Origin of the sequence: Salegentibacter flavus, assembly GCF_900115145.1 — a bacterium.
In the GTDB taxonomy this organism is placed as follows: Bacteria; Bacteroidota; Bacteroidia; order Flavobacteriales; family Flavobacteriaceae; genus Salegentibacter; species Salegentibacter flavus.
This window is the reverse complement of the sequence record NZ_FOVL01000012.1, coordinates 62960-86348: the sequence shown is the minus strand read 5'-3', so window position 1 is coordinate 86348 and position 23389 is coordinate 62960. Positions and strand designations below refer to the sequence as shown.

At 39.5% G+C, this 23389-nt stretch carries 20 protein-coding genes; 8 read left to right on the top strand and 12 right to left on the bottom strand.

The genetic code is table 11. The annotated features are described in order from the left end of the window. Positions 1 to 106: 106 nt before the first annotated feature. The 5 genes from BM266_RS10550 to BM266_RS10530 form a co-directional block, all read right to left on the bottom strand. A complete protein-coding gene (locus BM266_RS10550; RefSeq protein ID WP_093409312.1) occupies positions 107 to 1006 on the bottom strand; it encodes an alpha/beta hydrolase family protein in 900 nt (299 codons plus the stop codon). Further along, a complete protein-coding gene (locus BM266_RS10545; protein WP_093409309.1) occupies positions 993 to 3749 on the bottom strand; it encodes a PD-(D/E)XK nuclease family protein in 2757 nt (918 codons plus the stop codon). The genes BM266_RS10550 and BM266_RS10545 overlap by 14 nt, the downstream gene beginning before the upstream one ends. Before the next feature lie 67 nt (positions 3750 to 3816). Beyond that, positions 3817 to 5229, bottom strand: coding sequence for an OmpA family protein (locus tag BM266_RS10540; protein ID WP_093409307.1), 1413 nt, complete (start codon positions 5227 to 5229; stop codon positions 3817 to 3819). Between the two features lie 181 nt (positions 5230 to 5410). After that, positions 5411 to 6604 carry a glycine C-acetyltransferase gene (kbl, locus tag BM266_RS10535; protein ID WP_093409304.1) on the bottom strand — a complete coding sequence of 398 codons (1194 nt, stop codon included), beginning with the start codon at positions 6602 to 6604 and terminating at the stop codon, positions 5411 to 5413. 34 nt (positions 6605 to 6638) lie between these two features. Next, positions 6639 to 9767, bottom strand: coding sequence for a UvrD-helicase domain-containing protein (locus tag BM266_RS10530; RefSeq protein ID WP_093409301.1), 3129 nt, complete (start codon positions 9765 to 9767; stop codon positions 6639 to 6641). A gap of 178 nt (positions 9768 to 9945) precedes the next feature. Here BM266_RS10530 and BM266_RS10525 point away from each other — a divergent pair, with 178 nt between their 5' ends. Next, positions 9946 to 10554 carry a superoxide dismutase gene (locus tag BM266_RS10525; RefSeq protein WP_093409298.1) on the top strand — a complete coding sequence of 203 codons (609 nt, stop codon included), beginning with the start codon at positions 9946 to 9948 and terminating at the stop codon, positions 10552 to 10554. Positions 10555 to 10997: 443 nt separating this feature from the next. Here BM266_RS10525 and BM266_RS10520 read toward each other — a convergent pair whose 3' ends face one another. From BM266_RS10520 to purN, 4 genes are all read right to left on the bottom strand, one after another. Next, positions 10998 to 12896 (bottom strand): amidophosphoribosyltransferase, encoded by a 1899-nt coding sequence (locus tag BM266_RS10520; RefSeq protein ID WP_093409296.1) that lies wholly within the window; start codon positions 12894 to 12896, stop codon positions 10998 to 11000. A gap of 70 nt (positions 12897 to 12966) precedes the next feature. Further along, complete coding sequence (locus BM266_RS10515; protein ID WP_093409293.1) at positions 12967 to 13890, bottom strand: PfkB family carbohydrate kinase; 924 nt, start codon at positions 13888 to 13890, stop codon at positions 12967 to 12969. Positions 13891 to 13976: 86 nt separating this feature from the next. Beyond that, positions 13977 to 14438, bottom strand: coding sequence for a ribonuclease HI (gene rnhA / locus BM266_RS10510; RefSeq protein ID WP_093409291.1), 462 nt, complete (start codon positions 14436 to 14438; stop codon positions 13977 to 13979). Continuing rightward, positions 14438 to 15040 carry a phosphoribosylglycinamide formyltransferase gene (purN, locus tag BM266_RS10505; RefSeq protein ID WP_394333124.1) on the bottom strand — a complete coding sequence of 201 codons (603 nt, stop codon included), beginning with the start codon at positions 15038 to 15040 and terminating at the stop codon, positions 14438 to 14440. The genes rnhA and purN overlap by 1 nt, the downstream gene beginning before the upstream one ends. 143 nt (positions 15041 to 15183) lie before the next feature. Here purN and BM266_RS10500 point away from each other — a divergent pair, with 143 nt between their 5' ends. From BM266_RS10500 to pyk, 5 genes are all read left to right on the top strand, one after another. Beyond that, on the top strand, positions 15184 to 15420 hold the full coding sequence (locus BM266_RS10500; protein WP_013069791.1) for an acyl carrier protein: 237 nt from the start codon (positions 15184 to 15186) through the stop codon (positions 15418 to 15420). A 13-nt stretch (positions 15421 to 15433) separates the two neighbouring features. After that, positions 15434 to 16687: a beta-ketoacyl-ACP synthase II gene (fabF, locus tag BM266_RS10495; protein WP_093409286.1), complete on the top strand. Its 1254-nt coding sequence runs from the start codon at positions 15434 to 15436 to the stop codon at positions 16685 to 16687. Between the two features lie 11 nt (positions 16688 to 16698). Then, positions 16699 to 17430, top strand: coding sequence for a ribonuclease III (gene rnc / locus BM266_RS10490; RefSeq protein ID WP_093409283.1), 732 nt, complete (start codon positions 16699 to 16701; stop codon positions 17428 to 17430). Between the two features lie 115 nt (positions 17431 to 17545). Continuing rightward, the gene (locus BM266_RS10485) at positions 17546 to 18034 is read left to right on the top strand and encodes an IPExxxVDY family protein (protein WP_093409279.1); all 489 of its coding nucleotides are present in this window, start codon (positions 17546 to 17548) and stop codon (positions 18032 to 18034) included. Continuing rightward, positions 18034 to 19464: a pyruvate kinase gene (gene pyk, locus BM266_RS10480; protein ID WP_093409277.1), complete on the top strand. Its 1431-nt coding sequence runs from the start codon at positions 18034 to 18036 to the stop codon at positions 19462 to 19464. The genes BM266_RS10485 and pyk overlap by 1 nt, the downstream gene beginning before the upstream one ends. A 63-nt stretch (positions 19465 to 19527) precedes the next feature. On the opposite strand, the gene dinB is transcribed toward pyk, so the two are convergent. Continuing rightward, positions 19528 to 20616 carry a DNA polymerase IV gene (dinB, locus tag BM266_RS10475; RefSeq protein ID WP_093409274.1) on the bottom strand — a complete coding sequence of 363 codons (1089 nt, stop codon included), beginning with the start codon at positions 20614 to 20616 and terminating at the stop codon, positions 19528 to 19530. Between the two features lie 275 nt (positions 20617 to 20891). Between dinB and BM266_RS10470 the strand changes: the two genes are divergently transcribed. Together BM266_RS10470 and BM266_RS10465 are read left to right on the top strand one after the other, a co-directional pair. Then, complete coding sequence (locus tag BM266_RS10470) at positions 20892 to 21557, top strand: NAD-dependent epimerase/dehydratase family protein (RefSeq protein ID WP_093409272.1); 666 nt, start codon at positions 20892 to 20894, stop codon at positions 21555 to 21557. After that, positions 21550 to 22017: a CYTH domain-containing protein gene (locus tag BM266_RS10465; protein ID WP_093409269.1), complete on the top strand. Its 468-nt coding sequence runs from the start codon at positions 21550 to 21552 to the stop codon at positions 22015 to 22017. Before BM266_RS10470 ends, BM266_RS10465 begins: the two co-directional genes overlap by 8 nt. 278 nt (positions 22018 to 22295) lie before the next feature. On the opposite strand, the gene BM266_RS17525 is transcribed toward BM266_RS10465, so the two are convergent. Continuing rightward, complete coding sequence (locus tag BM266_RS17525; RefSeq protein WP_175494790.1) at positions 22296 to 22511, bottom strand: hypothetical protein; 216 nt, start codon at positions 22509 to 22511, stop codon at positions 22296 to 22298. A 19-nt stretch (positions 22512 to 22530) separates the two neighbouring features. After that, a complete protein-coding gene (locus BM266_RS10455; RefSeq protein ID WP_245760423.1) occupies positions 22531 to 23388 on the bottom strand; it encodes a phosphatase PAP2 family protein in 858 nt (285 codons plus the stop codon). Position 23389 lies beyond the last annotated feature (1 nt).

The window sequence follows — 23389 nt, the reverse complement described above, 5'->3', positions numbered from 1 at the left end:
ACCACCGTTCGCGGTGGTTTTTTTGCTTTAAGACTTTTCTTATCTCAAAATAATAAAAAACCACCCGATTTTAGGGTGGTCTGGAATTTATTTACTTCCGAAGAGATTAGTCATTTTCGTCAAGTTCCAGGTATTCATCGAATAGCTCCTGGGCATCGGCATGAAGGAAATCCAGGCTTTCATTCAGAACGTGCTGAAATTCCCGGGTTAATTCATCTTTCTTCCATGGATGTGAGATACCAAAGGTGTGATTGGCGCCTTCTACCAGCAGTAATTTTGAAGCGGGACTCCATTCAAATAGATTTCCAGCGTCAGCAATGGAAACGGTAGTATCGTTACTCCCGTGAGCAATAAAATGTGGAATTTCAAGCTTTTTGGCCGTTTTCTGAATATTAAGTCTTTCCTTATTCTCCCTGAAATTCCGGTAAAACTGGTAGTGATGAGGTAATTGTTGTTTGGTACGGGTATTTGTGATATACTGCACTCCTTTTTTCTCCCAGGCTTCCAGTTCTTTCCCTTTAGGGAATCTCGACGCAAAATCGCTTACGGCAGCCAGAGTAATTAGCTTAGTAATCCTTTTTTCTTCAGCAGCCTTGATAATCGTAATCCCTCCGCCCCTGGAATGGCCAATAAGACTCATATCGGAAGGATCTACCTGGGCAAGGTGTGGAAAATTTGGTAATAGAAGCCAGTCTATAACCGATTGCAGATCATCCAGTTCTTTGGTATAATTATTATCACCAAAGGCTTCAATGTTAGGGAATTCAGTTAGATTTTCGGGAGAGGTCCCGTTATGACTAAAATTGAATTTCACGAAGAAATAGCCTTTTTCGGCATAGAATTCGGCCATTTTATCCCAGGCACCCCAGTCTTTAAAGCCTTTGTAACCGTGGCAAAATATGATGACAGGTTTTGGCTTATCTTCAGTGTTAAAATAAATGTCTGCGAGTATGGGTTTATTGTGTTTTCCTTCTATCTGAAGGTTGGTTTCTTTAGTAATTTCCATTTTTGATTTCTTTTTCGATAAATGCCTTATTTGGGTCACAAATTTCGGCAATTAATTTCTTTAATTCGGTCTGAAATGCTTCCATTATTTCAGAATCCAGTTCGGTTTTTCCTCCGCCTCTTTGATTCGCCTTTTCATTCTTGGTAAATTTTAAAAATCCGTTCTGCAGATTCTTAAAGGAGATTACTCCTGCCTCCACGGGTGGACTTAAATCAAGGCTGTTTTTAATAAGGCTGGCATAGGTAAGCACCTGAAAACTTTTACTGTACTTATCATAATCTGAGGCCAGTAGGTCCCAATCTACAATTTTAAGTTGAGCCTGTTGAACCTTGCCGGTTTTATAGTCAATAATTCTGGTAATACCGTTAGTATTCTCGAGTCGGTCTACTTTTCCTCTAATATAAACCGGAAAATCTAATGCCTCGATCTTAATTTGAGTTTTGAGGTTTTTCTCGATCATCAGGATTCTAACTTCATCACCGTTTTTTATTCGGTTTAATTCCTGCTGAAGGAAATTTTGCAAGTAGCGTTTTGCCACTTCAAAGATAAGAAGGTTCTTTCCACGGTTCATAGGAGCCGAGGTGTAAGTTTTTTTAAACTGAAGGCTGATCTCCTCCGGAATTCGTTTTTTAAACTGCAGGATATCATTTTGGGTTAGATTTTTTCCTTCCAGGGGCTTATATAATGTTTCCAGGCTATCATGAATAACCGTACCAAGCGTATTATAAGCTACGGTTTCTTCTACATTGTCGCTGTCTTTAACCCCAAGCACATAGCGGTAATAAAAATCTATAGGATTCCTGATGTAGGTGGTAAGCGCCGAAGGTGAAAACCCGGAGGCAGCTAACTCCCTAAGTTTTTCAATTACTTCGGGAGTTTTTTTAACCTCCTTCAGACCCGAAGTAAGAGCGGGTACTTTTGGACTTATGAGTTTTTTTATCAGTTTATGCTTAGGACGTTTTTCTACTTCCAATTGTGTGATAAACCGACTTTTCTCACCGGTATTCATTCCGTCTGGTTCTGTATTGTAGAGTAAATAAACCTTTTTTGCTCTTTGGAGAAGTCGGTAGAAGTGATAGGTGTAAACTGCATTCTTTTCACTGTAAGTAGGTAAATTATACGCCTTTTTCAGGTCAAAAGGTAAAAAGGAATTATTCGATTTTCCCGAAGGCAAAATCCCCTCATTCACCGAGGTAATGATCACGGTTTCGAAATCGAGGGCACGGGATTCCAGCATTCCCATAAGTTGAAGACCTTTAAAGGGTTTACCCTGGAAATCCAGGCTCTGCGTAGTCATTATTTCCTTGTAAAAACCCTGAAGAGATTTTAAACTTTTAATGTGCGGATAAGTGGTGTTGAGGTTTTCAAGCTTGTTAAAAAGAACGTGGAATTGATACAGAAATTCGAGTCCGAGCCTGTTTTCCTGTTTTCTGTAGAAATCCTTGATCTCCTGGGTGAGGATATGAAAATTGGCAATGAGTTTTTCTGGTATATTATTTACTTCTTCAAAACAAGCTTTGATTATCGGCTGGTTAACTTCAGGGAAGTTTTTAATGATTTCTTCTGAAGCGATATAGACTGAGTTCTCTTTTTTGATCCTGATCGAAAAATCATCGGCGGCAGGTTTCAGAAGACTATGCAGGGCAGGATGATTGATAATAGAGATCACATCTTTGTAATAGAATCCCGATGTGGCATTAAGATGGATGTGAAAAATATTGTCGAACAGGGAACTCAATGCCGCATTTTTAAGGGGAAATCCCATAGTAATATTCAGATCCTGGATGTTTGGTGGCAAACTGTTTAAAACAGGCAGGAGAAGATCTTCCTCGCCCAGTACTACTGCGGTATTTTCCAGCTGACTTTCTTCAAACCCTGAAAGGAGTTCTCCCAGGTATTTTGCCTGCCCGATATTTTTAGGCACCCCAATTAATTCGATTTGCTTCTCTTTGCAATACTCATCTACTCCCGGGGTAAAATCCTGATCCTTATAAACCCGCCATTCTTTGAGATATTGATTGATAAAGATGGAAGCCGAATGCTCTTTGTCTTTCAGAAAGCTTTCATCCAGGTCCCAGTGAATCTCTGCTTTCTTTTTCTCCAACAGATATTGAATGATATCTTGCTCGGCGTTATTTAGCGCATTAAAACCGATAAAAACATGTTTTTTGGAAACCGAGGATGCATAAGCCACTATGTTGGCTGCGGCTTCTCTATAAATCAAACCCTGATAGCCCAATTTTCTGTTAAGCAGACTTTCTTTTAGATGCTCATAATATCCAGGGAGTTGTTGCCAGAACTTAAGGTAATTTTTAATTAGTTCAGTTTTTTTCTTCTGAAGATACCAATGGTTTATATCCTGAATCCCTGAGAGGTAATTAAAAAAGCTATTATGATCTATCAGGTATCGGTCGAGCTCGTTAAAATCATGAATGAGGGTTTGGGCCCAGGTAGCGAAGGTTTCAAAATCCTCACGATGTTCTTCAGGGGTTAACTTTCTGTAAACCTCATAGAACTCAAACAGACTTATGGTATTGTCTATTGGCTGGAGTCCTGAAATAATTTGAGCAAATTCCTCAATGCTGTATACCTTTGGAGCGAAAAGGTGATTTTGATTTAATTTGGAAAGTTCATTCAGCAAAAAACTCCCGGCTCTTTTTGAGGGGAGAATAAAAATAGTTTCTGAAATGTTCTCTTCTGATTTTAAGAGCTTTTGAAGGATCTGCGATATAAAAGAAATCATTTTATAAAAATAAAAAACGCCCCGACTAATCGGGGCGTTTTTCTAAAAGAATTTTCAAATTTACATACTACTCATTCTCTTTATCTTTCATCTCTTTGTCTTTGTCTAAAGAGATTTCAACACGTCTGTTATCCTGTCTTCCGGCAGCAGTATTGTTAGTAGCGATTGGTCTTGATTCGCCATAACCTTCAGAAGTTAATCTGTTGGCTGGAATTCCGGCTTCTTGTAACCATTCTTTAACTGAAGCTGCACGTTCTTTAGAGAGTTGCAGGTTATATTGATCACTTCCGGTACTGTCTGTATGACCTTCAACGTGGAAAATTGTATTTGGATACTCTTCCATGATGTCGGCAATAGATTCAAGTGCTTCTTCAGAGTCAGAACGGATAGAAGCTTTATTCAGATCGAAAAGTACAGTTTTAGAGTACTCATTCAATTCAGAAATAACTTCAACATCCGGCTCTGGACATCCGTTGTTTTCTACGGTTCCGGGAGTATCTGGACATTCATCGTCTTTATCAAGTACTCCGTCCCCATCACGATCTTCATAAGGGCATCCATTATTTTCAGCTGGACCAGCTTCTTCCGGACAATCATCTTCATGATCTGGCACGCCATCACCATCGGCATCAGGACAACCGTTAAGATCGGCAAGGCCTGCTACTTCAGGACAGTCATCTTCAGGATCTGGGATTCCGTCACCATCGGTATCAGGACATCCGTCAAATTCCGGAAGACCAGCTACATCAGGACAAGCATCTCTTCTATCTTCAATGCCGTCACCATCAGTATCTGGACATCCGTTGAATTCTAGAAGACCTGGAGTTTCAGGACATTCGTCGTCTTTGTCGTAAATGCCATCGCCATCAGAGTCAGTACCTCCAAACATAAACTTCACACCTGCCGCATGTTGGAAGTGTGTAGCCAAATCTGGGTCAAATACGTGCTTGTAATTTGACTCAACAGTTAGAGCTACGTTATCGCTAAACCAGAAGTTAATTCCTAATTTACCATTTAAAGTAGCAGCGCTCATATCTGAGATTGGAATATCTCCTGAATCTCCAATACGGGTGTAACCACCTCCAATACCAATAACCGGATCAAACCAGCCATCGTTTAACATTGCTCGAAGGCTGTAGTTGAAGGATCCGTCTAGGGAGTAATAAGAAAGATTACTAACTCCCATGTCTCCGTAATTATCAATTTGATTGATAGAACCTGCAAGGTCAAAAACAAACCCGCTACCGATGTAGCGTCCTACAGAAATTCTTGAGACGGCGGGAATAATATTCCAGTGGTCTCCTACATTAAAATAATCGTCGAAAGTCCCTCCAAGTGGAGCATCTTCACCAGTAGGATAGAAGTCTACTGCATTAGTCTGAAGACCAATGGACCAAGGATTGTTGGCGTCCTGGGCATTTACCGAAGTAAATCCAAATACCAACAAAGCAGCCATTAAAAATTTGCTAAGATGTTTCATATTCAATTGTTTAGTTTTAAGTGTTAACTGTTAACAAAAGTAGACGCAAATTGCCTATTAACAAAGCGTATAATAATAAAGTTTTCTTAATAAACCCTTGTCTAGTGGCGTTTTTCAGAGTTTTTTTCTATGGAATATCGAACGATTTTGGCAACTTATTAACATAAGAATATGGAGGTAATTAGATTACTCCCAATTCTTTCCCTACTTTAATGAAAGCTTGAATGGCCTTATCCAAATGTTCTTTTTTGTGTGCCGCCGAAAGCTGTACACGAATACGTGCTTTACCTTTTGGTACCACAGGGAAGAAAAAGCCTATTACATAAATTCCTTCCTCCAGAAGTTTATCGGCCATTGTTTGAGATAATTGGGCATCGTAGAGCATTACCGGTACTATGGCGGCATCTCCATCTATAATATCGAAACCGGCTTCCTTTATTCCTTTTTTAAAGTATTTGGTATTTTCTTTTAGTTTCTTCCGAAGAGAAGAGTCGGTTTTTATCATATCAAAAACCTTGATGGACGCTCCTACAATCGCCGGTGCCAAAGAGTTTGAAAAGAGATATGGACGGGAGCGCTGCCTAAGCATTTCAATAATTTCCTTTTTAGCAGTAGTATATCCACCCATAGCTCCACCCAGAGCTTTACCCAGAGTTCCGGTGATGATATCTACCCGGTCCATTACATTTTTTTCTTCCAGGGTACCAATTCCGTTTTCCCCTATGAAGCCCGTAGCGTGACATTCGTCTATCATTACAAGAGCGTCATATTTATCGGCTAGATCGCAAATCTTATCCAGCGGAGCTACCAATCCATCCATAGAGAACACTCCATCGGTAACGATAATCTTGAAGCGGGCTTCTTTTTCATTGGCGGCGATAAGTTGTTTTTCCAGGTCTTCCATATCCCCATTTTGGTAGCGGTAGCGCGCGGCTTTACACAATCTAACCCCATCAATAATAGAAGCGTGATTAAGAGAATCTGAAATTATCGCGTCTTCAGCAGTAAATAGCGGTTCGAAAATACCTCCATTGGCATCAAAAGCTGCAGCGTATAATAGGGTGTCTTCAGTTCCATAGAAATCGGCGATCTTTTTCTCCAGTTCCTTATGGATATCCTGGGTGCCACAAATAAATCTCACGCTGGACATCCCAAACCCATGGGAGTCTAAAGTTTCTTTTGCAGCCTGGATCACCTCAGGGTGCGCAGACAAGCCGAGGTAATTATTCGCGCAAAAGTTAATAACTTCCTGCCCGGTTGAAATTTTAATCACCGCATCCTGAGGGCTGGTGATAATCCTTTCTTTTTTAAATAATCCGTTATCTTTTATTTCCTGAAGTTCCTTTTCAAGGTGATCTTTGATTTTTCCGTACATTTTATTCTATTTTTCACAAAATTACACATCTTTTTTATACATATTCAAGGCTTAACTCTTTGTTAATATATACCAGGATCTTTTTGCCTGGTTTAAAGCCCATGTTTTCCAGAGTTTCTGCATACCTGTTTATCTGTAAGGCGTGGGATTCTTTGTAACTCCCGGTTTTATAATCCAGGATGCTCACTTCTTTTTCCTTAAAATTAAGTCTATCTGGCCGTAGCTTTTTTCCTCCATCTACCAGAATATCTCTTTCATTTAAATTGGAAGAACCTGGCGCGAAAAACTCAGATAATTCCGGGTGGGTTATTATAGCTTCTACCACCTTAGCAATTTGTGGCTGGGCTTTAGAAGTAATTGTACCGTCTAATACGGCTTGCTCCAGGGCAAGGGCTGCATCTTCAAGGGTGTTGATGTTGGACAGAATATCATGAATAATCTCTCCTTTTTCTATGGCCTCTTCCTGTTTTGTATCCCATAAAGAACCCGATCTGGTGACTATATGCACTGCCTGGTTTTGAGTTGGCGTAGAATAAAAGTGTTCCTGGGCTTGGCTGGCAGAACCTTTTTCTCTTTGCTTTGGTGGCGGAAGCTTTCCGAAATCATAATTTAGGTGCCCATCGGCCCACTTCCCTGATTGTTTTAAAAATCCTATCAACAGACCTGAAATCTTCGCTGGATTTTCATTTTCTTTTTTGTCAAGCTCTAATTTTGATAAAATATAGAGTTGTTCTGAAGCCCTTGTGCAGGCTACATATAAAACGTTTAAGGTATCGAGTTCCTTTTGATCAAGAAGTTCCTGGTAAACTTCTGAAGCATTTTCTCCCCAATTGAGCATTTTTTTTGAAGCACTCATATAACTTATCGGAATTTCACCAAGAGCCTCGGGCAGATCCAACCACAAGGAATCCATTCGGGTATCCTGGAAATCAGAATTAGCAAAAGGATAGATTACTATGGGAAACTCCAGGCCTTTGGAGGAATGAATGGTCATAATTTTGACTGCATTCTCCTCTTCGGGAACCGCAATACTTAGTTTTTCTCTATTCTGTTCCCAAAGCTCCAGAAAATCTGCTATCCCGGTAACCGACTGAGTGGTTTCAAAAATATAATCCAGGAAGAACTGAACATAAGCATCGGAGGTTTCTACAAGTGAAAAACTTCTAATGATGTATTCGGCAGATTCATATAAAGAGAGATTTTTTAGAGCCTCCAGACTAAATTCGATCTCATATTCCTTAAGCCAATGAAAAAAGGCATCCTCATTATATCTCAGATTTTCGCTGATGATTTGATGCGGTTCTTTTAGGTCAAGTTTTTCTTGCAGGAAATTAAATATTTCGAGCTTTAAATTATCGTCTTTCTGGTTAATTGAATATGCCAGAAGATTCACCATAAAATTTACGGCAGGAGAATTGGCTATCAAAAGTGTTTCCGAAGAAACTACGGGAATACCGTGTTCACTAAGGTAACTTGCTATAGCTATTCCTTCTTTTCTTCTTCGGGTTAGAATACAAATATCACTTCTTGAAAAAGCTTTTTCATCGAGGTTTTGAATGATCTCCAGTACTTTTTCAGGATAAATCTCAAATTCCTCTGCGCTGGTATTGGCTTCTATAAAGGATACATTTGCATATCCAAAATTCTCTTTTTTGGGATTTTGTCTGCTGTTCACGAAAAGTTCGCTGTAACTGGGATGCCTTAGGGAGGCTGAAGCAAATTGAAAAAGATTATTGTTGAAGTTTACAATTTCACTACCACTGCGATAATTGTCGGGAAGATCTTCAACTTTTTGTTTAATGCTGAAAGGTTTTTTCTCAATGTTATAGAGTTCTATAAATTGTTCAGCCTTTCCACCGCGCCAGCGGTAAATACTCTGTTTGGCGTCGCCAACCAGCATAAGGCCTGCCAGCTCGCCCACTTTTGGTTCTCCGGAGAGGCTGTGCTCCACCAGGGGTTGTAGATTTTCCCATTGCATCCGGGATGTATCCTGGAATTCATCTATAAAATAATTCTGATATCTTTCGCCGAGCTTTTCATAAATAAAGGGCGCCGGTTGATCTTTAACCTGGGCGCTGATCATTGGGTTGAATTCTGAAATAAGGAGCAGGTTTCTTTCTTTCTTAATAACTTCAACTTGTTGGTTTATGGCATTTAAAAGCGAAAGCTGAACCAGTTTCTTTTCTATTTCGGCGAGAAATTCAAAATGATAGATGGCTTTTTCTGAAGCCCTGAAAAGTTCACAAAATTGTGGCTGGAGGCTGTCTAAAAGTGATTTTTTTTCCTCTTTCTGATTTTTATTGTAAAGCGCTGTGGTCTCTAAATTCTGCATCCATTGCAAATCGAATTTTGAAGGAAACTCTTCCTTCTCTAATTTTTGAAAATAAGTGGGTAGGGATTTTCTGCTGAAATCTGTAAATTCCAGGTTATGGTCCTGCATTATTCCGAAGAAAATTTCAGCAGTGCTTTTTATAAGGGCTCTTGTTTTCTCCTTTTCAGCCCTCAAATTTTTTGAATAATTTTCGAAATCGTCCAGGCTTTTGCCTTTTAATCTGCTAAGTGGTAATTGATTATTCTCGTTGGTAAGCAGCCTGGAAATTTCAAAAAGATCGGCAGTTATGTCCCAACTTTTTTCATCGTCGGTTTTGCTCAATGCAAATTCTTTCAGGATTTTTGTTATGGCTTTATCTTTTCCGGCCTGGGCAATTAGAGCTTCCACGGCTTCCAGAAGAATTTGGTCAGTGTTCAGAGAAACCTCAAAATTAACCGATAGACCAAGATCCTTGGCAAAACTGCGCAGGATACGCTGAGTAAAACCATCTATAGTGGAGATCTCAAAAGCCGAATAATTATGAATGATATTTTTAAGTATCCTCGCTGATTTCTGCTGAATTTCTTCTTCCGGTAAACCCGTAGACTTCTTTACGGCATTAAATAGTGCAATTGAATCTGATGGTACCTGCGTTTTTGAAAAATTATGAAGGCTTGAGATTATTCTGGTTTTCATCTCTTCCACCGCTTTATTGGTAAAAGTGATGGCCAGGATATTTTTGTATGCATCGGGGCGGGAAGAATTAATAAGGAGAACCAGGTATTCTTTTACCAGCGTAAAAGTTTTTCCCGAACCCGCAGAGGCATTATAGATATTGAAGGAATGTTTCAAAAATCAGCTTAGTTTAGATGAAATTTCAGTTTTGGACAGAAACTTAAAGGTAAAATAAAATTGTTTGCCAATACGCCTATGCTTTTAAGTATTTTATAACAGAAAATTATTTTTAGTACATCCCTTAATACTTAAATTTGGGAGAATTTAATACTAATCACAAAAAAATATATAAACTATGGCTTTCGAATTACCGAAACTAAAATATGCATTTGATGCATTAGAACCTCATATAGATGCCAGGACCATGGAAATTCACCACGGTAAGCACCATGCAGGTTACACAAATAAACTCAACGACGCTATAAAAGGCACCGATCTTGAAGGGAAAACTATAGAGAATATCCTTAAAAATCTGGATATGTCTAATAAAGCCGTTAGAAACAATGGTGGTGGTTTTTACAACCATAGTTTGTTCTGGGAGATTATGTCTCCCGATGGAGGCGGAAAACCGGAAGGTGAACTTGCTTCTGCTATAGATGCCGCTTTTGGTTCTTTTGAAGCTTTCAAAGATGAATTCGCTAAGGCAGCCGCGGGTCAGTTTGGATCTGGGTGGGCTTGGTTATGTGTTCATCCCGGTGGGAAAGTAGAAATTTGCTCTACTGCAAACCAGGACAACCCTCTAATGCCTGAAAAAGGTTGTGGCGGAACTCCAATCCTTGGTATTGATGTTTGGGAGCATGCTTATTACTTAAATTACCAGAACCGTCGTCCAGATTATATTAATGCGTTTTTTAACGTTATTAACTGGAAAGAAGTTGCAAGTAGATATGCAAAAGAAAAATAGAAAATAGTATCTAATTTTATAAAGGCTACCTATTAGGTGGCCTTTTTTATGGTCTTAAGTAAAATTATGGTAATAAAAAAAGGTGGGTCGTTTTAAGATCCACCTTTCTTTGCCCCAAATCTACCATGAACTTAACCTACTTATGTTATGGTCTTACTAAGATAAGAAGAAAAACAGGTAGTGCAAATACTTTTAGATGAACTACTCACAAATTAGTCGACAGGTCGATTTATGAAAATTATTGTAAGAGAAGGTTGTTTTTAATTGTAAGGCATAAAAAATTGGGCATAAAAAAAGGCGGATTATTCATCCACCTTTTTTTGCCCCAAATCTACCATGAACTTAACCTACTTATGTTATGGTGGTGCCAAATTAAGCAGGAAAATCCCGGTAAAAAAATATTTTAGACGAATGGCATAAAAACTTGATAAACAGACAAGTTGTTAGTATGCTCTGTCCTTATTTCCTTCAAAAAAATTAATGAAAGCTCTGTTTACCACTCTGTTACCGCCAAAGGTGGGATAATCTCCTGTAAAATACCAATCTCCAAGATTTTTGGGGCAGGCCTTATGAAGATTGTCTACAGATTGATAGATTACTTTTAACTCTGCCTTCACTGTAGGTTCACTTATCAGTTCAGCAATTTTATCTGATATTTCTTCATCGGTGAAAGGCTCATAGATCTCCTTTACGAAGTTTTTTACCTCATAATCCTCCAAATCTACCTGATCTTTACATTTTGCATAAACATCTTTTACAATTTGATATCTGTTGCTCTCTTTTAATAACTCTAAGGCTGCCCTGAAAGCTACAAGATCTTCTATCCTGGCCATATCGATCCCGTAGCAATCGGGATATCGAATTTGAGGTGCAGAAGAGACTATGACGATTTGCTTAGGATTTAAGCGATCCAGCATTTTAATAATGCTTTTCTTAAGGGTAGTGCCCCTCACAATACTATCATCTATAATTACAAGGCTGTCTTCCGGTTTTACAACTCCGTAGGTTACATCATAAACGTGGGCCACAAGATCGTCCCTGCTGCTGTCTTCAGTAATAAAGGTACGTAGTTTGGCATCTTTAATGGCAATTTTTTCAGTTCTCAGGCGGTGTGCAAGTATTTCCTGAAGCCTGGCATCGGTAAGGCTTTCTTTTTCAGCCAGGATAGCCTCGTTTTTCTGTTTGTTTAATTCATCCTGAGCTGCTTCAACCATTCCGTAGAAAGAGGTTTCAGCGGTATTCGGAATAAAAGAAAAAACAGTATTTATGGTATCGTGCTTTATTGACTTAAGCACCTCTGGCATTAGTAAACGCCCAAGCATCTTACGTTCTTTATAGATCTCGGCATCGCTTCCACGGGAAAAATAGATGCGTTCAAAAGAACAGGCTTTACGCTCCAGAGGTTCCAGGATTTGCTGGATGGAAACTGTGCCGTCTTTTTTGGTGATTATTGCGTGACCGGGATCGAGTTCCTTCACCTCGTCATAATCTACGTTGAAAGCCGTTTGAATTACAGGCCGCTCTGAGGCTACTACCACTACTTCATCATCTTTATAGTAATATGCCGGCCTTATTCCCGAGGGATCCCGAAGTACAAAAGAATCGCCATGACCCAGTAGTCCCGCCATAGCATAACCGCCATCCCAATTTTTTGAAGATTTCCTCAGGATCTTGGTGACATTGAGTTTTTCAGCAATCATGGGTGAGGCTTCTACCTTTGAATAACCTTGTTTTTTTAATTTTTTGTACAGTTTTTCAACTTCAGAATCAAGAAAATGCCCAATCTTTTCCATTACCGTAACGGTATCGGCTCTTTCCTTTGGATGTTGCCCAAGATCTATCAGGTTATTGAAAAGCTGGTTTACATTGGTCATATTAAAATTGCCGGCAACAATAAGATTACGGTGCATCCAGTTATTCTGCCTGAGGAAAGGATGAACATTTTCAATACTGTTTTTTCCAAAAGTTCCATAACGTACATGCCCAAGGTAGACCTCCCCTATGTATGGAATGTTTTTTTTCTGAAGGGCAATATTGTCGGCATATTCCGGATTTTCCTTGATTTCAAAATTAATCCGGTCGTTTATCTGCTCAAAAATATCCTGAATGGGTTGTGCGGCATTAGAGCGAACCCTGCTTATATATCGGTCTCCCGGACTTGTATTTAGTTTAATGCTTGCAAAACCGGCGCCGTCCTGGCCGCGGTTGTGCTGTTTTTCCATTAATAAATACATCTTATTGATTCCGTAGAAAGCCGTCCCGTACTTTTCCTTGTAGTATTCAAGGGGCTTTAAAAGCCGTACCTGGGCAATTCCGCATTCGTGTTTTATGGCATCACTCATAATAGTTGTTCCTGGATTAAGGTTTTCAATTGGTCACAAAAAAAGCCCTGAAATTACAGGGCCGTATGTTTTAAGTTATTTCTATTTCGAATTGTGTGAGTTTTTTAAACTCTTCCAGCCTTTCCTGAACATTAGCTGCTGATAATTCCTGCATCCTCTCGGTGCCGAATTTTTCTACGCAGAAGGAGGCAAGGTTAGAACCATAAATAATGGCATTTTTCATATTTTCAAAAGAGATATCTTCAGTTTTGGCAAGATATCCCACAAAGCCACCGGCAAAGGTATCTCCAGCTCCTGTAGGATCAAATACTTCCTCTAGCGGAAGCGCTGGAGCGAAAAATATCTCTTCTTCGTGAAACAGGAGTGCGCCGTGTTCTCCTTTTTTGATCACTACGTAATCAGGGCCCAGTGCGTTGATCTTTCTTGCGGCTTTTACCAAAGAATGTTCCCCTGATAGCTGTCGTGCTTCTTCATCGTTTATGGTGATGACATCAACCTTTTTAATAACCTTTAAAAGATCGTTCCAGGTATTGTCCATCCAGAAATTCATAGTGTCTAAAACCACCAGTTTGGGGTTTTCTACTTGTTCCAAAACACTTAGCTGAACCAGTGGGTGCAAATTACCAAGCATTACAATATCGGCATCTTTATAAGTTGAAGGTACTACCGGGTTGAAATCGGCAAGAACATTTAGTTGAGTATCCAGGGTGTCTCTTGTATTCAGATCGTTGTGATAACGACCACTCCAAAAAAAGGTTTTTCCGCCTTCAACAATTTCGATTCCTTCTATATTAATATTATTCTTGATAAGTAAATCCAGGTATTTCTGCGGGAAATCATCTCCTACCACAGAAACCACTGCACTATCTACATTAAATTGGGAAGCTGAAAGGCCTATATAAGTACCGGCACCTCCAAGGATCTTATCGGTTTTTCCAAAGGGGGTTTCAATCGCATCAAAGGCTACCGTGCCTACAATCAGTAATTTACTCATAACGGGTTTTAAAATATGCTGCAAATATACAGTTTGTTTTTCAAGGGATAAACCTAAATTAAGAATGCCTTTGGAAAGCTTTAGTTCTATTCAAAACCCTGATCTATAAGTAGTTTTTTCTCTTTAGAAGCGGCTACGGCGAGGCTGTCACAACGTTCATTTTGTGGATGGGAGTTATGCCCTCTTATCCATTTGAACTTTACCTTGTGTTTTCGGTATTCTTTCAGGAATTCTATCCAGAGATCAGCGTTTTTACGGTCTTTAAAAGCTTTCTTTTCCCAATTGAAAACCCAACCTTTCTCCACCGCATCGGCTACATATTTTGAATCTGTGAAAACAACCACCTCGAGACCGGGTTGCTTTAATTTTTTAAGAGCCTCAATAACGGCCAGAAGTTCCATTCGGTTATTAGTGGTGTGCTTATAACCTTTTGAAAATTCTTTTCGGTAAGCTTTGCCTACCCATTCCATGACAATTCCGTATCCGCCGGGGCCTGGATTTCCTCTTGCAGCACCATCTGTGTAAATGTAAACCTGGGGTTGATGCACTATTCTTGGTTTTTTTTAAGAAGTTGTTCAATCACTTCCGGAAAGTGTTTGTATTCTAATTGATGTATTTTTCCGGCAAGGCTATCGGGAGTATCTTTTTTATCGATTTGTGTTTTTGTCTGAAAAATGATTTCGCCTTCATCATATTTTTCATTTACATAATGGATGCTGATTCCACTTTCTTCATCTTTATTATTGATTACAGACTCGTGAACTTTTGCTCCATACATACCTTTTCCGCCATAATTGGGTAAAAGCGCGGGATGGATATTGATCACTTTTTGAGGAAATGCCCTTAAGATATTATCTGGAAAAACCCAAAGAAAGCCGGCAAGGACGATAAGATCGGGTTTAATGTCCTGCAGGACGTGTAAAACCTCATTGGTTTTATACAAAGCTTCCCGGTCAAAATATAGGGCCTTAACATCTAAGTCGTGTGCTTTTCTGAGAACTTTAGCCGATTTTCGGTTAGAAAATACAGCAACCACCCTTGCTAAGGAGGAATTTTTAAAATATTTGATAATATTTTCGGCATTAGTTCCTGTCCCGGAAGCAAAAATCACAATTTTCTTTAAGGAGTTGTTTGGGTGTAGGGTCAAAATGATGTTGTTAACAATTAATAAAATGTAAAATTAAGGGCTTTCGGGAAAAATATGTAAATTAGATTCACATTTTTAAAGTAAAAATCGGTTTTAAAATAAAGTTTTTTATTTTTGCCACCTAAACAAAATTAAAATAAAATATTATGTCAGACATTGCATCAAGAGTAAAAGCGATTATCGTTGACAAGTTAGGTGTTGACGAGAACGAAGTTGTAAACGAAGCCAGCTTCACCAACGACTTGGGTGCTGATTCATTGGACACTGTGGAATTGATCATGGAATTTGAGAAGGAATTCGATATCCAGATCCCTGATGACCAGGCTGAGAACATTGCCACAGTAGGTCAGGCAATTTCTTATATTGAAGACGCAAAAAAATAAACCAACAGACTATATGGAGTTAAAGCGAGTTGTAGTCACGGGCCTTGGAGCCCTAACCCCCATTGGTAACAATATTGAAGAATATTGGGATGGCTTGGTGAACGGAAAAAGCGGGAGTGCTCCCATTACCTATTTCGATACCGAAAAATTCAAAACCAAATTCGCTTGTGAACTCAAAAACTTTAATCCGTTGGATTACTTCGACAGAAAAGAAGTGAGAAGGCTGGATAGGTTTGCCCAATATGCCATTGTAGCCTCAGATGAAGCTATTAAAGATTCCGGTATCGACCTGAATACCGTAGATAAGTATCGGGTTGGTGTGATATGGGGGGCCGGAATTGGCGGATTGGAAACTTTTCAGAACGAAATGATAAATTACGCCCAGGGAGATGGTTCTCCAAGGTTCAATCCGTTCTTTATTCCTAAGATGATCGCAGATATTGCCCCGGGTAATATCTCTATTCGTCATGGATTTATGGGAGCGAATTATACTACGGTTTCTGCCTGTGCTTCTGCAGCCAATGCCATGATCGATGCGTTGAACAATATCCGTCTTGGATATAGTGATGTAATCGTTTCAGGAGGTTCAGAAGCTGCGGTTACTATTGCAGGAATGGGAGGGTTTAATGCTATGCATGCCCTTTCTACCCGTAATGAGAGCCCGGAAACAGCTTCACGACCATTTGATGCAACCAGGGACGGTTTCGTGCTTGGAGAAGGATCTGGAGCCTTGATCCTGGAGGAATATGAACATGCCAAAGCACGTGGTGCGAAAATCTATGCCGAAGTTATAGGCGGCGGTCTTTCTTCAGATGCTTATCATATGACGGCTCCTCACCCCGAAGGAAACGGGGTAGTGGCGGTAATGAAAAACTGCCTGAGAAACGCCGAACTTAAACCTGAAGACATAGATGCTATAAACACCCATGGTACTTCAACTCCCCTTGGGGATGTGGCCGAGCTAAAAGCCATCGGAAAAGTTTTTGGCGAACATGCGAAAAACATCAATATTAATTCAACAAAATCAATGACGGGGCATTTGTTAGGAGCCGCCGGAGCCGTAGAAGCTATATCAGCAATCTTATCTATGAAATACGGAATTGTGCCTCCAACAATTAACCATGAACACGCTGATGAAAATATTGATTCTCAATTGAACCTGACCCTTAATAAAGCTCAAAAACGCGATGTTAAGGTGGTAATGAGCAATACCTTTGGTTTTGGTGGTCATAATGCCTGTGTGATTTTTAAAAAACTGGATGAATAACATTTTCTAAAATGAGCGTTATCCGAAACATATTAAATTCCCGATCTTCTAAAGACGGGAATTTTTTTATGAGCTTAACCCAGATACTTGGCTTTAAACCAAAGAACCTGGCGCATTACCGTAAAGCTTTTACACACCGCTCCCTCAATATTAAAGATGATAAAGGGAATACGATTAGTTTTGAAAGATTGGAATTTCTCGGTGACGCAATACTTGGCGCAGTTATAGCCTCCCATCTTTTTAAAGCCGTTCCCGGTGGAAACGAAGGTTATCTCACCAAGATGCGTTCTAAAGTAGTTAGCCGGAAGCATCTTAATGAATTAGGAAGAGACCTGGACCTTATCAATCACGTTAAAACCAATATTCCAATAGATCAATTCGGAGTTAATATCCACGGAAATCTGTTTGAAGCATTAATAGGAGCTATCTATCTTGATAGGGGATATAAATACTGCAAGCGGTTTATTTACGAACGGGTTATAGATCCTTATGTAGATATCGAGCAATTGGAAGGAAGAGTGATTAGTTATAAAAGTCTATTGATCGAATGGTGCCAGAAGGAGAAGAAGGAGTTCAATTACGAAATTTACGAGGATACGGGTAACGATGAGATTAAACACTTTGCTGTAAAACTCCGCATTGATGACAGGGTGGTAGCAAAAGCCAGGGCAACATCAAAGAAGAAAGCTGAGGAGAAAGCTTCTAAAAGGGCGTATTATGCACTTCAAAATATTATCTCATAATTTTGGAGAATCGTTTTAAGCTATAACGTTTTCGTAGAAAATTGTGAAATTTTTCCAACGGTAAGCTTCATTTTTCTTATTCTTATTTTATCTTTATCCATAAAGTAGAAGACTTATGCAGGCGCATAAAATGTTGTTGGATGAGGTAGAAGAAGACCTCTTTAAGCTCCTTGCTATTTATTGTTCCGTTGAGGATTTTAGAATGGCCTTTTTGCTGAATAAGTATTTAAAACTGGGTTTAAGGAGAGAAAGGGAAGATGTAGATTTCATACATCAAAGTGTTCAGGCCTACTATGCAAGATTTACTTTTAAAGACCCTACAAACTTTCACAGCTATAATTTGGTTGCCAATAAATTTAAAGGCCAGGCTTCAAAAGTCCTTAATACAGGCTCTTTATTTGCAGAAGATGAAGTAAGGCCGCTGGAACTAAACCTTATTCCTGAATACAAAAAGGTGAATTTTTTTCTAAAAATAGAAGAAGATATGCCCGATCAACATTTTAATAAACTGGTTAACATAATCAGCCAGATTCCCCAGGTGATTGCGGTGCATAAAATTGATGTGGAGCAATTAAAATCTAAACAAAATTTAATTTTTGAGTAATGCCAACAAATAAGAAAACAAAGATCGTTGCCACCTTAGGGCCGGCAACAAGTTCTAAAGAAATCCTAAATAAAATGCTCCAGGCAGGAGTAAACGTATTCAGAATCAACTTTTCCCACGCCGATTACAATGATGTAAGAGAACGCATCGCAATGATAAGAGAACTTAATAAAGAAAAAGGTTACAATGCCGCTATTCTGGGCGATTTACAAGGTCCAAAACTTAGGGTGGGCGTTATGAAAGATGAGGTAGTAGTTTCTGATGGTGACGAAATCACTTTTGCTACCGGGAAGGAATTTAAAGGAACGGCACAGCGGGTTTATATGAATTATGAAACCTTTCCCCGTGATGTACAGGCAGGGGAACGTATACTTCTTGATGATGGAAAACTTATCTTCGAAGTGGTTTCAACCAACAAAAAAGATGAAGTAGTAACAAAAGTTATCCAGGGAGGACCTTTAAGATCTAAGAAAGGTGTGAATCTTCCAAACACCAATATTTCTCTTCCGGCTTTAACTGAAAAGGATATTAAGGATGCTAAATTCGCCTGTGAAATGCAGGTAGATTGGATGGCCCTTTCCTTTGTGCGCCACGCCGAAGATTTGATGGAGCTTCAGAAATTGATTAAAGAGCATAGCGAATATAAGATCCCAATCATTGCGAAGATCGAGAAACCTGAAGGTGTTGCGAATATCGAAAAGATTGTTGCCTATTGCGACGGATTGATGGTGGCACGGGGAGATCTGGGAGTAGAAATTCCTGCCCATGAGGTTCCGCTTATTCAGAAAAAATTGGTGTTAACAGCAAAAAAAGCAAGAATCCCGGTAATTATCGCAACTCAGATGATGGAAACCATGATCACAAGTCTTACCCCAACCCGGGCAGAGGTGAACGATGTGGCAAACTCTGTAATGGATGGAGCCGATGCAGTAATGCTTAGTGGGGAAACTTCAGTAGGGCAATATCCGGTGCAGGTTATTGAAAAAATGACACAAATTCTGGAGAGTGTAGAAAATTCACCTTTAATTAAAGTTCCTCACGATCCACCGCATATTCGAACTAAGCGATATATCACTAAATCTGTTTGTTACCACGCCGCGCATATGGCTAACGAGATTAAGGCTAAGGCTATTTGTACCTTAACTAATAGTGGGTACACCGCATTCCAGATTTCTTCCTGGAGACCGGAATCACATATTCTGGTGTTTACTTCCAATACCAGAATTCTAGCTCAGTTAAGCTTATTATGGGGGGTAAAGGCATTTAGTTATGACAAATTTGTAAGTACCGATGAGACCATTGAAGACATAAATAGAATTGCCAAGGAAAACGGTTTTGTACAGCATGGCGATTTCACCATTAACCTGGCCGCGATGCCAATCTCAGATAAAGGGATGGTAAATACACTTAGGGTTTCTGAAATAGAATAATCAAAGATAACATATTCTGAAAGGGCCACTGATTTCTATGATTTGTGGCTTTTTCTTTTCCTTTTAAAACTCAAACTTCAGTTGTACCTCAACTTCTTTTTTTACTTCGGAAATTTCACCGGCCTTATCGGTGTTTAAATTGGAAAGAGAAATGCCCAAAAGTCGCACCGAATTTTTCATTTTCTCCTGATACAAAAGTTCTTTGGCGATTTCTAAAATCAGTTCTTTATTCGAGATATAGTAGGAAATGGTTTTGCTCCGGGTTTGCAAGGTGAAATCGCTGTATTTTATCTTCAGGGTCACTGTTTTGCCGGCGACTTTGCTTTTGGTAAGTCGGCGTTCTATTTCTTCAGCGATGTTTTCCAGCCTTTCCAGCATGAAAATTTCCGAAGAAATATTTTCATTAAAAGTGCGTTCGGCGCCAAGGGATTTTCTTATCCGGTTTGGTTTAACTTCACTAAGGTGGATGCCACGAACTACATTAAAATAATGGGCCCCGCTTTTCCTGAATTTTTCAGTTAAGTATTCGAGGCTTTTGGTTTTTAAATCCCTGCCTGTAAAAATGCCCAACAGATACATTTTTTCAGCGGTCACTTTTCCAACGCCGTGAAATTTACGAATGTCCAATGCTTCCAGAAATTCTTCAACCTCTTCAGGGTTTACGGTTTTTTGGCCGTTAGGCTTATTAAAATCGCTGGCGATCTTTGCGATGAATTTGTTGATAGATATTCCTGCGGAAGCATTCAACCCGGTTTTCTCCTTGATCTTCTCCCGAATTTCACGGGCAATAAGCGTTGCACTTGGATTTCCTTTTTTGTTTTCAGTAACATCCAGGTAGGCTTCGTCCAGGGAAAGCGGTTCTACTAAATCTGTATACTCCAGGAAAATTTCTCTTATGAGCTGGGAGATCTCCTTGTAACGCTCAAAACGAGGTTTGACAAAAATAAGATGCGGACAATTGCGTTTAGCCATTACGCTGCTCATGGCGCTTTTTACGCCATATTTCCGGGCTTCATAACTTGCAGCTGCAACAACCCCACGTTGAGAACTGCCTCCAACAGCTATGGCTTTTCCGTTTAAATCTGGGTTGTCCAATTGTTCCACAGAGGCATAAAACGCATCCATATCAATATGGATTATCTTTCTTTGCATTAACTCCTTTTCCACGATGTGAATTTAGTGAAACTTGAATTTCCCGCACCAATAGTGCCGGGAAATTGATTAGTTTCACTTATCCCGGCGTAGGCCGGGATCGTTTAAATGGGAGAAATTAACTTGTACCATAATTGTAACCTCAATAAAATCCGAAATCAAGCCATAGACGCAGGCAAAGAGTTTAGTTGAATTAGTTCAATTCACGGTCAAGGTTTTTTCTTTTTAACAGAATAATTTAATCTGTATCTTTAAAAGACCTTAAAATCCAGTAAATGTCAAAGACTGCAATTATTTTAGGCGCTACGGGACTTACCGGCAGTTTTCTACTAAAAAGACTGATTCCCGACAAAAGATATGATAAGATCATTCTTTTCTCCAGAAGTGCCACACCTATAAAAAGCTCAAAGATTGAGGAGCATCTCATAGATATGTTTGAACTGGGCAGGCATCGTGATAAGTTTAAGGCCGATGTTGTTTTTTGCTGTGTAGGAACCACACAGAACAAGACTCCGAATAAAGAAATCTACCGTAAAGTAGACTACGGGATCCCGGTAACCGCCGCGAAACTCTGTGTAGAAAATAAAATCGAAAATTTTCTGGTGATCTCTGCACTGGGTGCAGATTCTAAAAGTAGATTTTTCTATAACCGCACGAAAGGCGAGATGGAAAACGCTGTACTTCAAAATGATATAAGAAGTGCCTATATTTTTCAGCCTTCCCTAATAGGAGGAGAACGAAAGGAGAAACGCCCCTTAGAATTTATCTCAAAACAATTGATGAAAGCTGCTAATTTTGTTATGTTCGGTCCGCTTAAAAAATATCAGAGCATTCATCCCGATACAATAGCCAAAGCTATGCAGAAAGTCGCAGAGGATGGTTACGAAGAGATAAGGATAGAATCTGATGAGATAAAGAAAATAGTCCATGACGATGCTTGAAATTGAAAGGAAATTCCTGGTAAAATCAGGAGAATATAAAAAAGAGGCTTATGAGAAAATAAGAATTAAACAGGGGTTCCTAAGCACAGATCCCGAGCGGACGGTTAGACTTAGAATCACCAATGAAACCGCCTTTCTAACAATAAAAGGAAAATCCAAGGAAAATGGATTAAGCAGGTTTGAATGGGAAAAAGAAATAGATAAAAATGAAGCTGAAGAACTCTTTAAGCTTTGCAAACCAGGGATTATAGATAAAACAAGATATCTTGTTAAAATTGGGGACTTTACCTATGAAGTGGATGAGTTTTATGGAGAAAACCAGGGTCTGGTAGTAGCAGAAATTGAACTTAATAATGAAAAGGATAGCTTTCAAAAACCCATTTGGTTAGGTGAGGAAATAACGGGAGACATTAAGTATTATAATTCACAATTAAGTGAACACCCTTATAAAAATTGGTAAATTTTTAAGATGAGAAATTTAATTTATGCACTTGCTTTTCCGTTCCTGTTGATTTCCTGTAAAGATATACCAAAGTAGGAGCGAGGTATTCCTGGTCCTGAAAAAGTCGCGGTCAAAAAGCCTGAATCTAGTATAGATTCTATAGAAAAAGAACTTAAGGATAAAGGCTACCAAGCTTTCAGGTATGAAGCGGGAGATACCAACTATTTGATGCAGCAGTATTATATGGTTTTTTCTTAAGAAAGGTGAAAACCGAAGTCAGGATTCTACTGAAGCGGCTAAATTGCAAAAACAGCATTTGGCACATCTTTCCCGAATGGCTGAAGAAGGTTATGCCAGTCTCTCATTGGACCTTTTGGCAGCGATGGAGAAATTCGAGGGATTGCAGTATACAACACAGCAACAGAAAAGGAAGCCGATAGTCTTGCCAGGCTTGACCCGATGGTTAAATCGGGGAGATTAAAAGTGGAAGTCCATCCCTGGTGGACGGCCAAAGGAGGGAAGCTCAACTAATCAAAAAGTCCCGGTTAGTCCAACTCTACCCAAACCAACATTAAATTTCCAGCTAATCCTGTTTTTTTCCTCTGGACCATAGAGGCGTTCTTCATTTAAGTAATTATCAATGCTGTCCACCACCAAAACGCTTATAGCCAGGCTCAGTCCTACATCTGTGAGCCAGTGTGCACCAGCCCAAAGTCTGGACACCGGAGCGATCATTCCCAAACTATAAATTCCTGCTTTAACAAAAGGATTGTCAAATTGTTTTCCGATTGCATAAGCCGTTGTAAAGGACAGGATAGTATGTCCTGATGGAAATGAGTGATAGGCTCCAATTCCTCTGAATGGATCAAAACTAGCTTTGCCTTCGCCGGTTGTCGGTCTTGCACGTCCAATGGCAGTCTTGGTAATTGTTTGGATTAACCCTGCAGTAGAAGCAGCCGAGATAAGCAATACTCCTGTTTTTCTTACCTTTTCATTTTTAGTTAAAAGTCCATAGAGATACACCGCGCCGTTTATAGCGTAGTTGTTTTGAGGGCTTCCATAATACCAGCCTATATCTTTTATTAATTGTGGCATTTTATTATCCTGCTCAATAAAATATTCGCTGGTTTCCTCATCAAAAATATACAGGGCAGCTGTTCCCGCAACAATTGCTCCGGCTGTGATAAAATCGTCTTTTTTCCATTGTAACGGCCTGGAATAGGTATATTTCATTCCTCCAAATGCACTAGCTCCGTCATATTTAAGAAGTTCCCAGGTGCTGGGTAGGCTGTCCTTCCCGTTATTTGCATCGGCTTCCTGCCCAATGGAATTTATGGAAACAAAAAGCAAAACTATAAGAGGTAATAATTTTCTTATTCCTAAAATCATC

What these genes read in the sequence shown, in the direction of transcription:
- BM266_RS10550 (WP_093409312.1), bottom strand. Translation starts at nt 1,006, where the DNA reads ATGGAAATTACTAAAGAAACCAACCTTCAGATAGAAGGAAAACACAAT.
- BM266_RS10545 (WP_093409309.1), bottom strand. Translation starts at nt 3,749, where the DNA reads ATGATTTCTTTTATATCGCAGATCCTTCAAAAGCTCTTAAAATCAGAA.
- BM266_RS10540 (WP_093409307.1), bottom strand. Translation starts at nt 5,229, where the DNA reads ATGAAACATCTTAGCAAATTTTTAATGGCTGCTTTGTTGGTATTTGGA.
- kbl (WP_093409304.1), bottom strand. Translation starts at nt 6,604, where the DNA reads ATGTACGGAAAAATCAAAGATCACCTTGAAAAGGAACTTCAGGAAATA.
- BM266_RS10525 (WP_093409298.1), top strand. Translation starts at nt 9,946, where the DNA reads ATGGCTTTCGAATTACCGAAACTAAAATATGCATTTGATGCATTAGAA.
- BM266_RS10520 (WP_093409296.1), bottom strand. Translation starts at nt 12,896, where the DNA reads ATGAGTGATGCCATAAAACACGAATGCGGAATTGCCCAGGTACGGCTT.
- BM266_RS10515 (WP_093409293.1), bottom strand. Translation starts at nt 13,890, where the DNA reads ATGAGTAAATTACTGATTGTAGGCACGGTAGCCTTTGATGCGATTGAA.
- BM266_RS10500 (WP_013069791.1), top strand. Translation starts at nt 15,184, where the DNA reads ATGTCAGACATTGCATCAAGAGTAAAAGCGATTATCGTTGACAAGTTA.
- fabF (WP_093409286.1), top strand. Translation starts at nt 15,434, where the DNA reads ATGGAGTTAAAGCGAGTTGTAGTCACGGGCCTTGGAGCCCTAACCCCC.
- rnc (WP_093409283.1), top strand. Translation starts at nt 16,699, where the DNA reads ATGAGCGTTATCCGAAACATATTAAATTCCCGATCTTCTAAAGACGGG.
- BM266_RS10485 (WP_093409279.1), top strand. Translation starts at nt 17,546, where the DNA reads ATGCAGGCGCATAAAATGTTGTTGGATGAGGTAGAAGAAGACCTCTTT.
- pyk (WP_093409277.1), top strand. Translation starts at nt 18,034, where the DNA reads ATGCCAACAAATAAGAAAACAAAGATCGTTGCCACCTTAGGGCCGGCA.
- dinB (WP_093409274.1), bottom strand. Translation starts at nt 20,616, where the DNA reads ATGCAAAGAAAGATAATCCATATTGATATGGATGCGTTTTATGCCTCT.
- BM266_RS10470 (WP_093409272.1), top strand. Translation starts at nt 20,892, where the DNA reads ATGTCAAAGACTGCAATTATTTTAGGCGCTACGGGACTTACCGGCAGT.
- BM266_RS10465 (WP_093409269.1), top strand. Translation starts at nt 21,550, where the DNA reads ATGCTTGAAATTGAAAGGAAATTCCTGGTAAAATCAGGAGAATATAAA.
- BM266_RS10455 (WP_245760423.1), bottom strand. Translation starts at nt 23,388, where the DNA reads ATGATTTTAGGAATAAGAAAATTATTACCTCTTATAGTTTTGCTTTTT.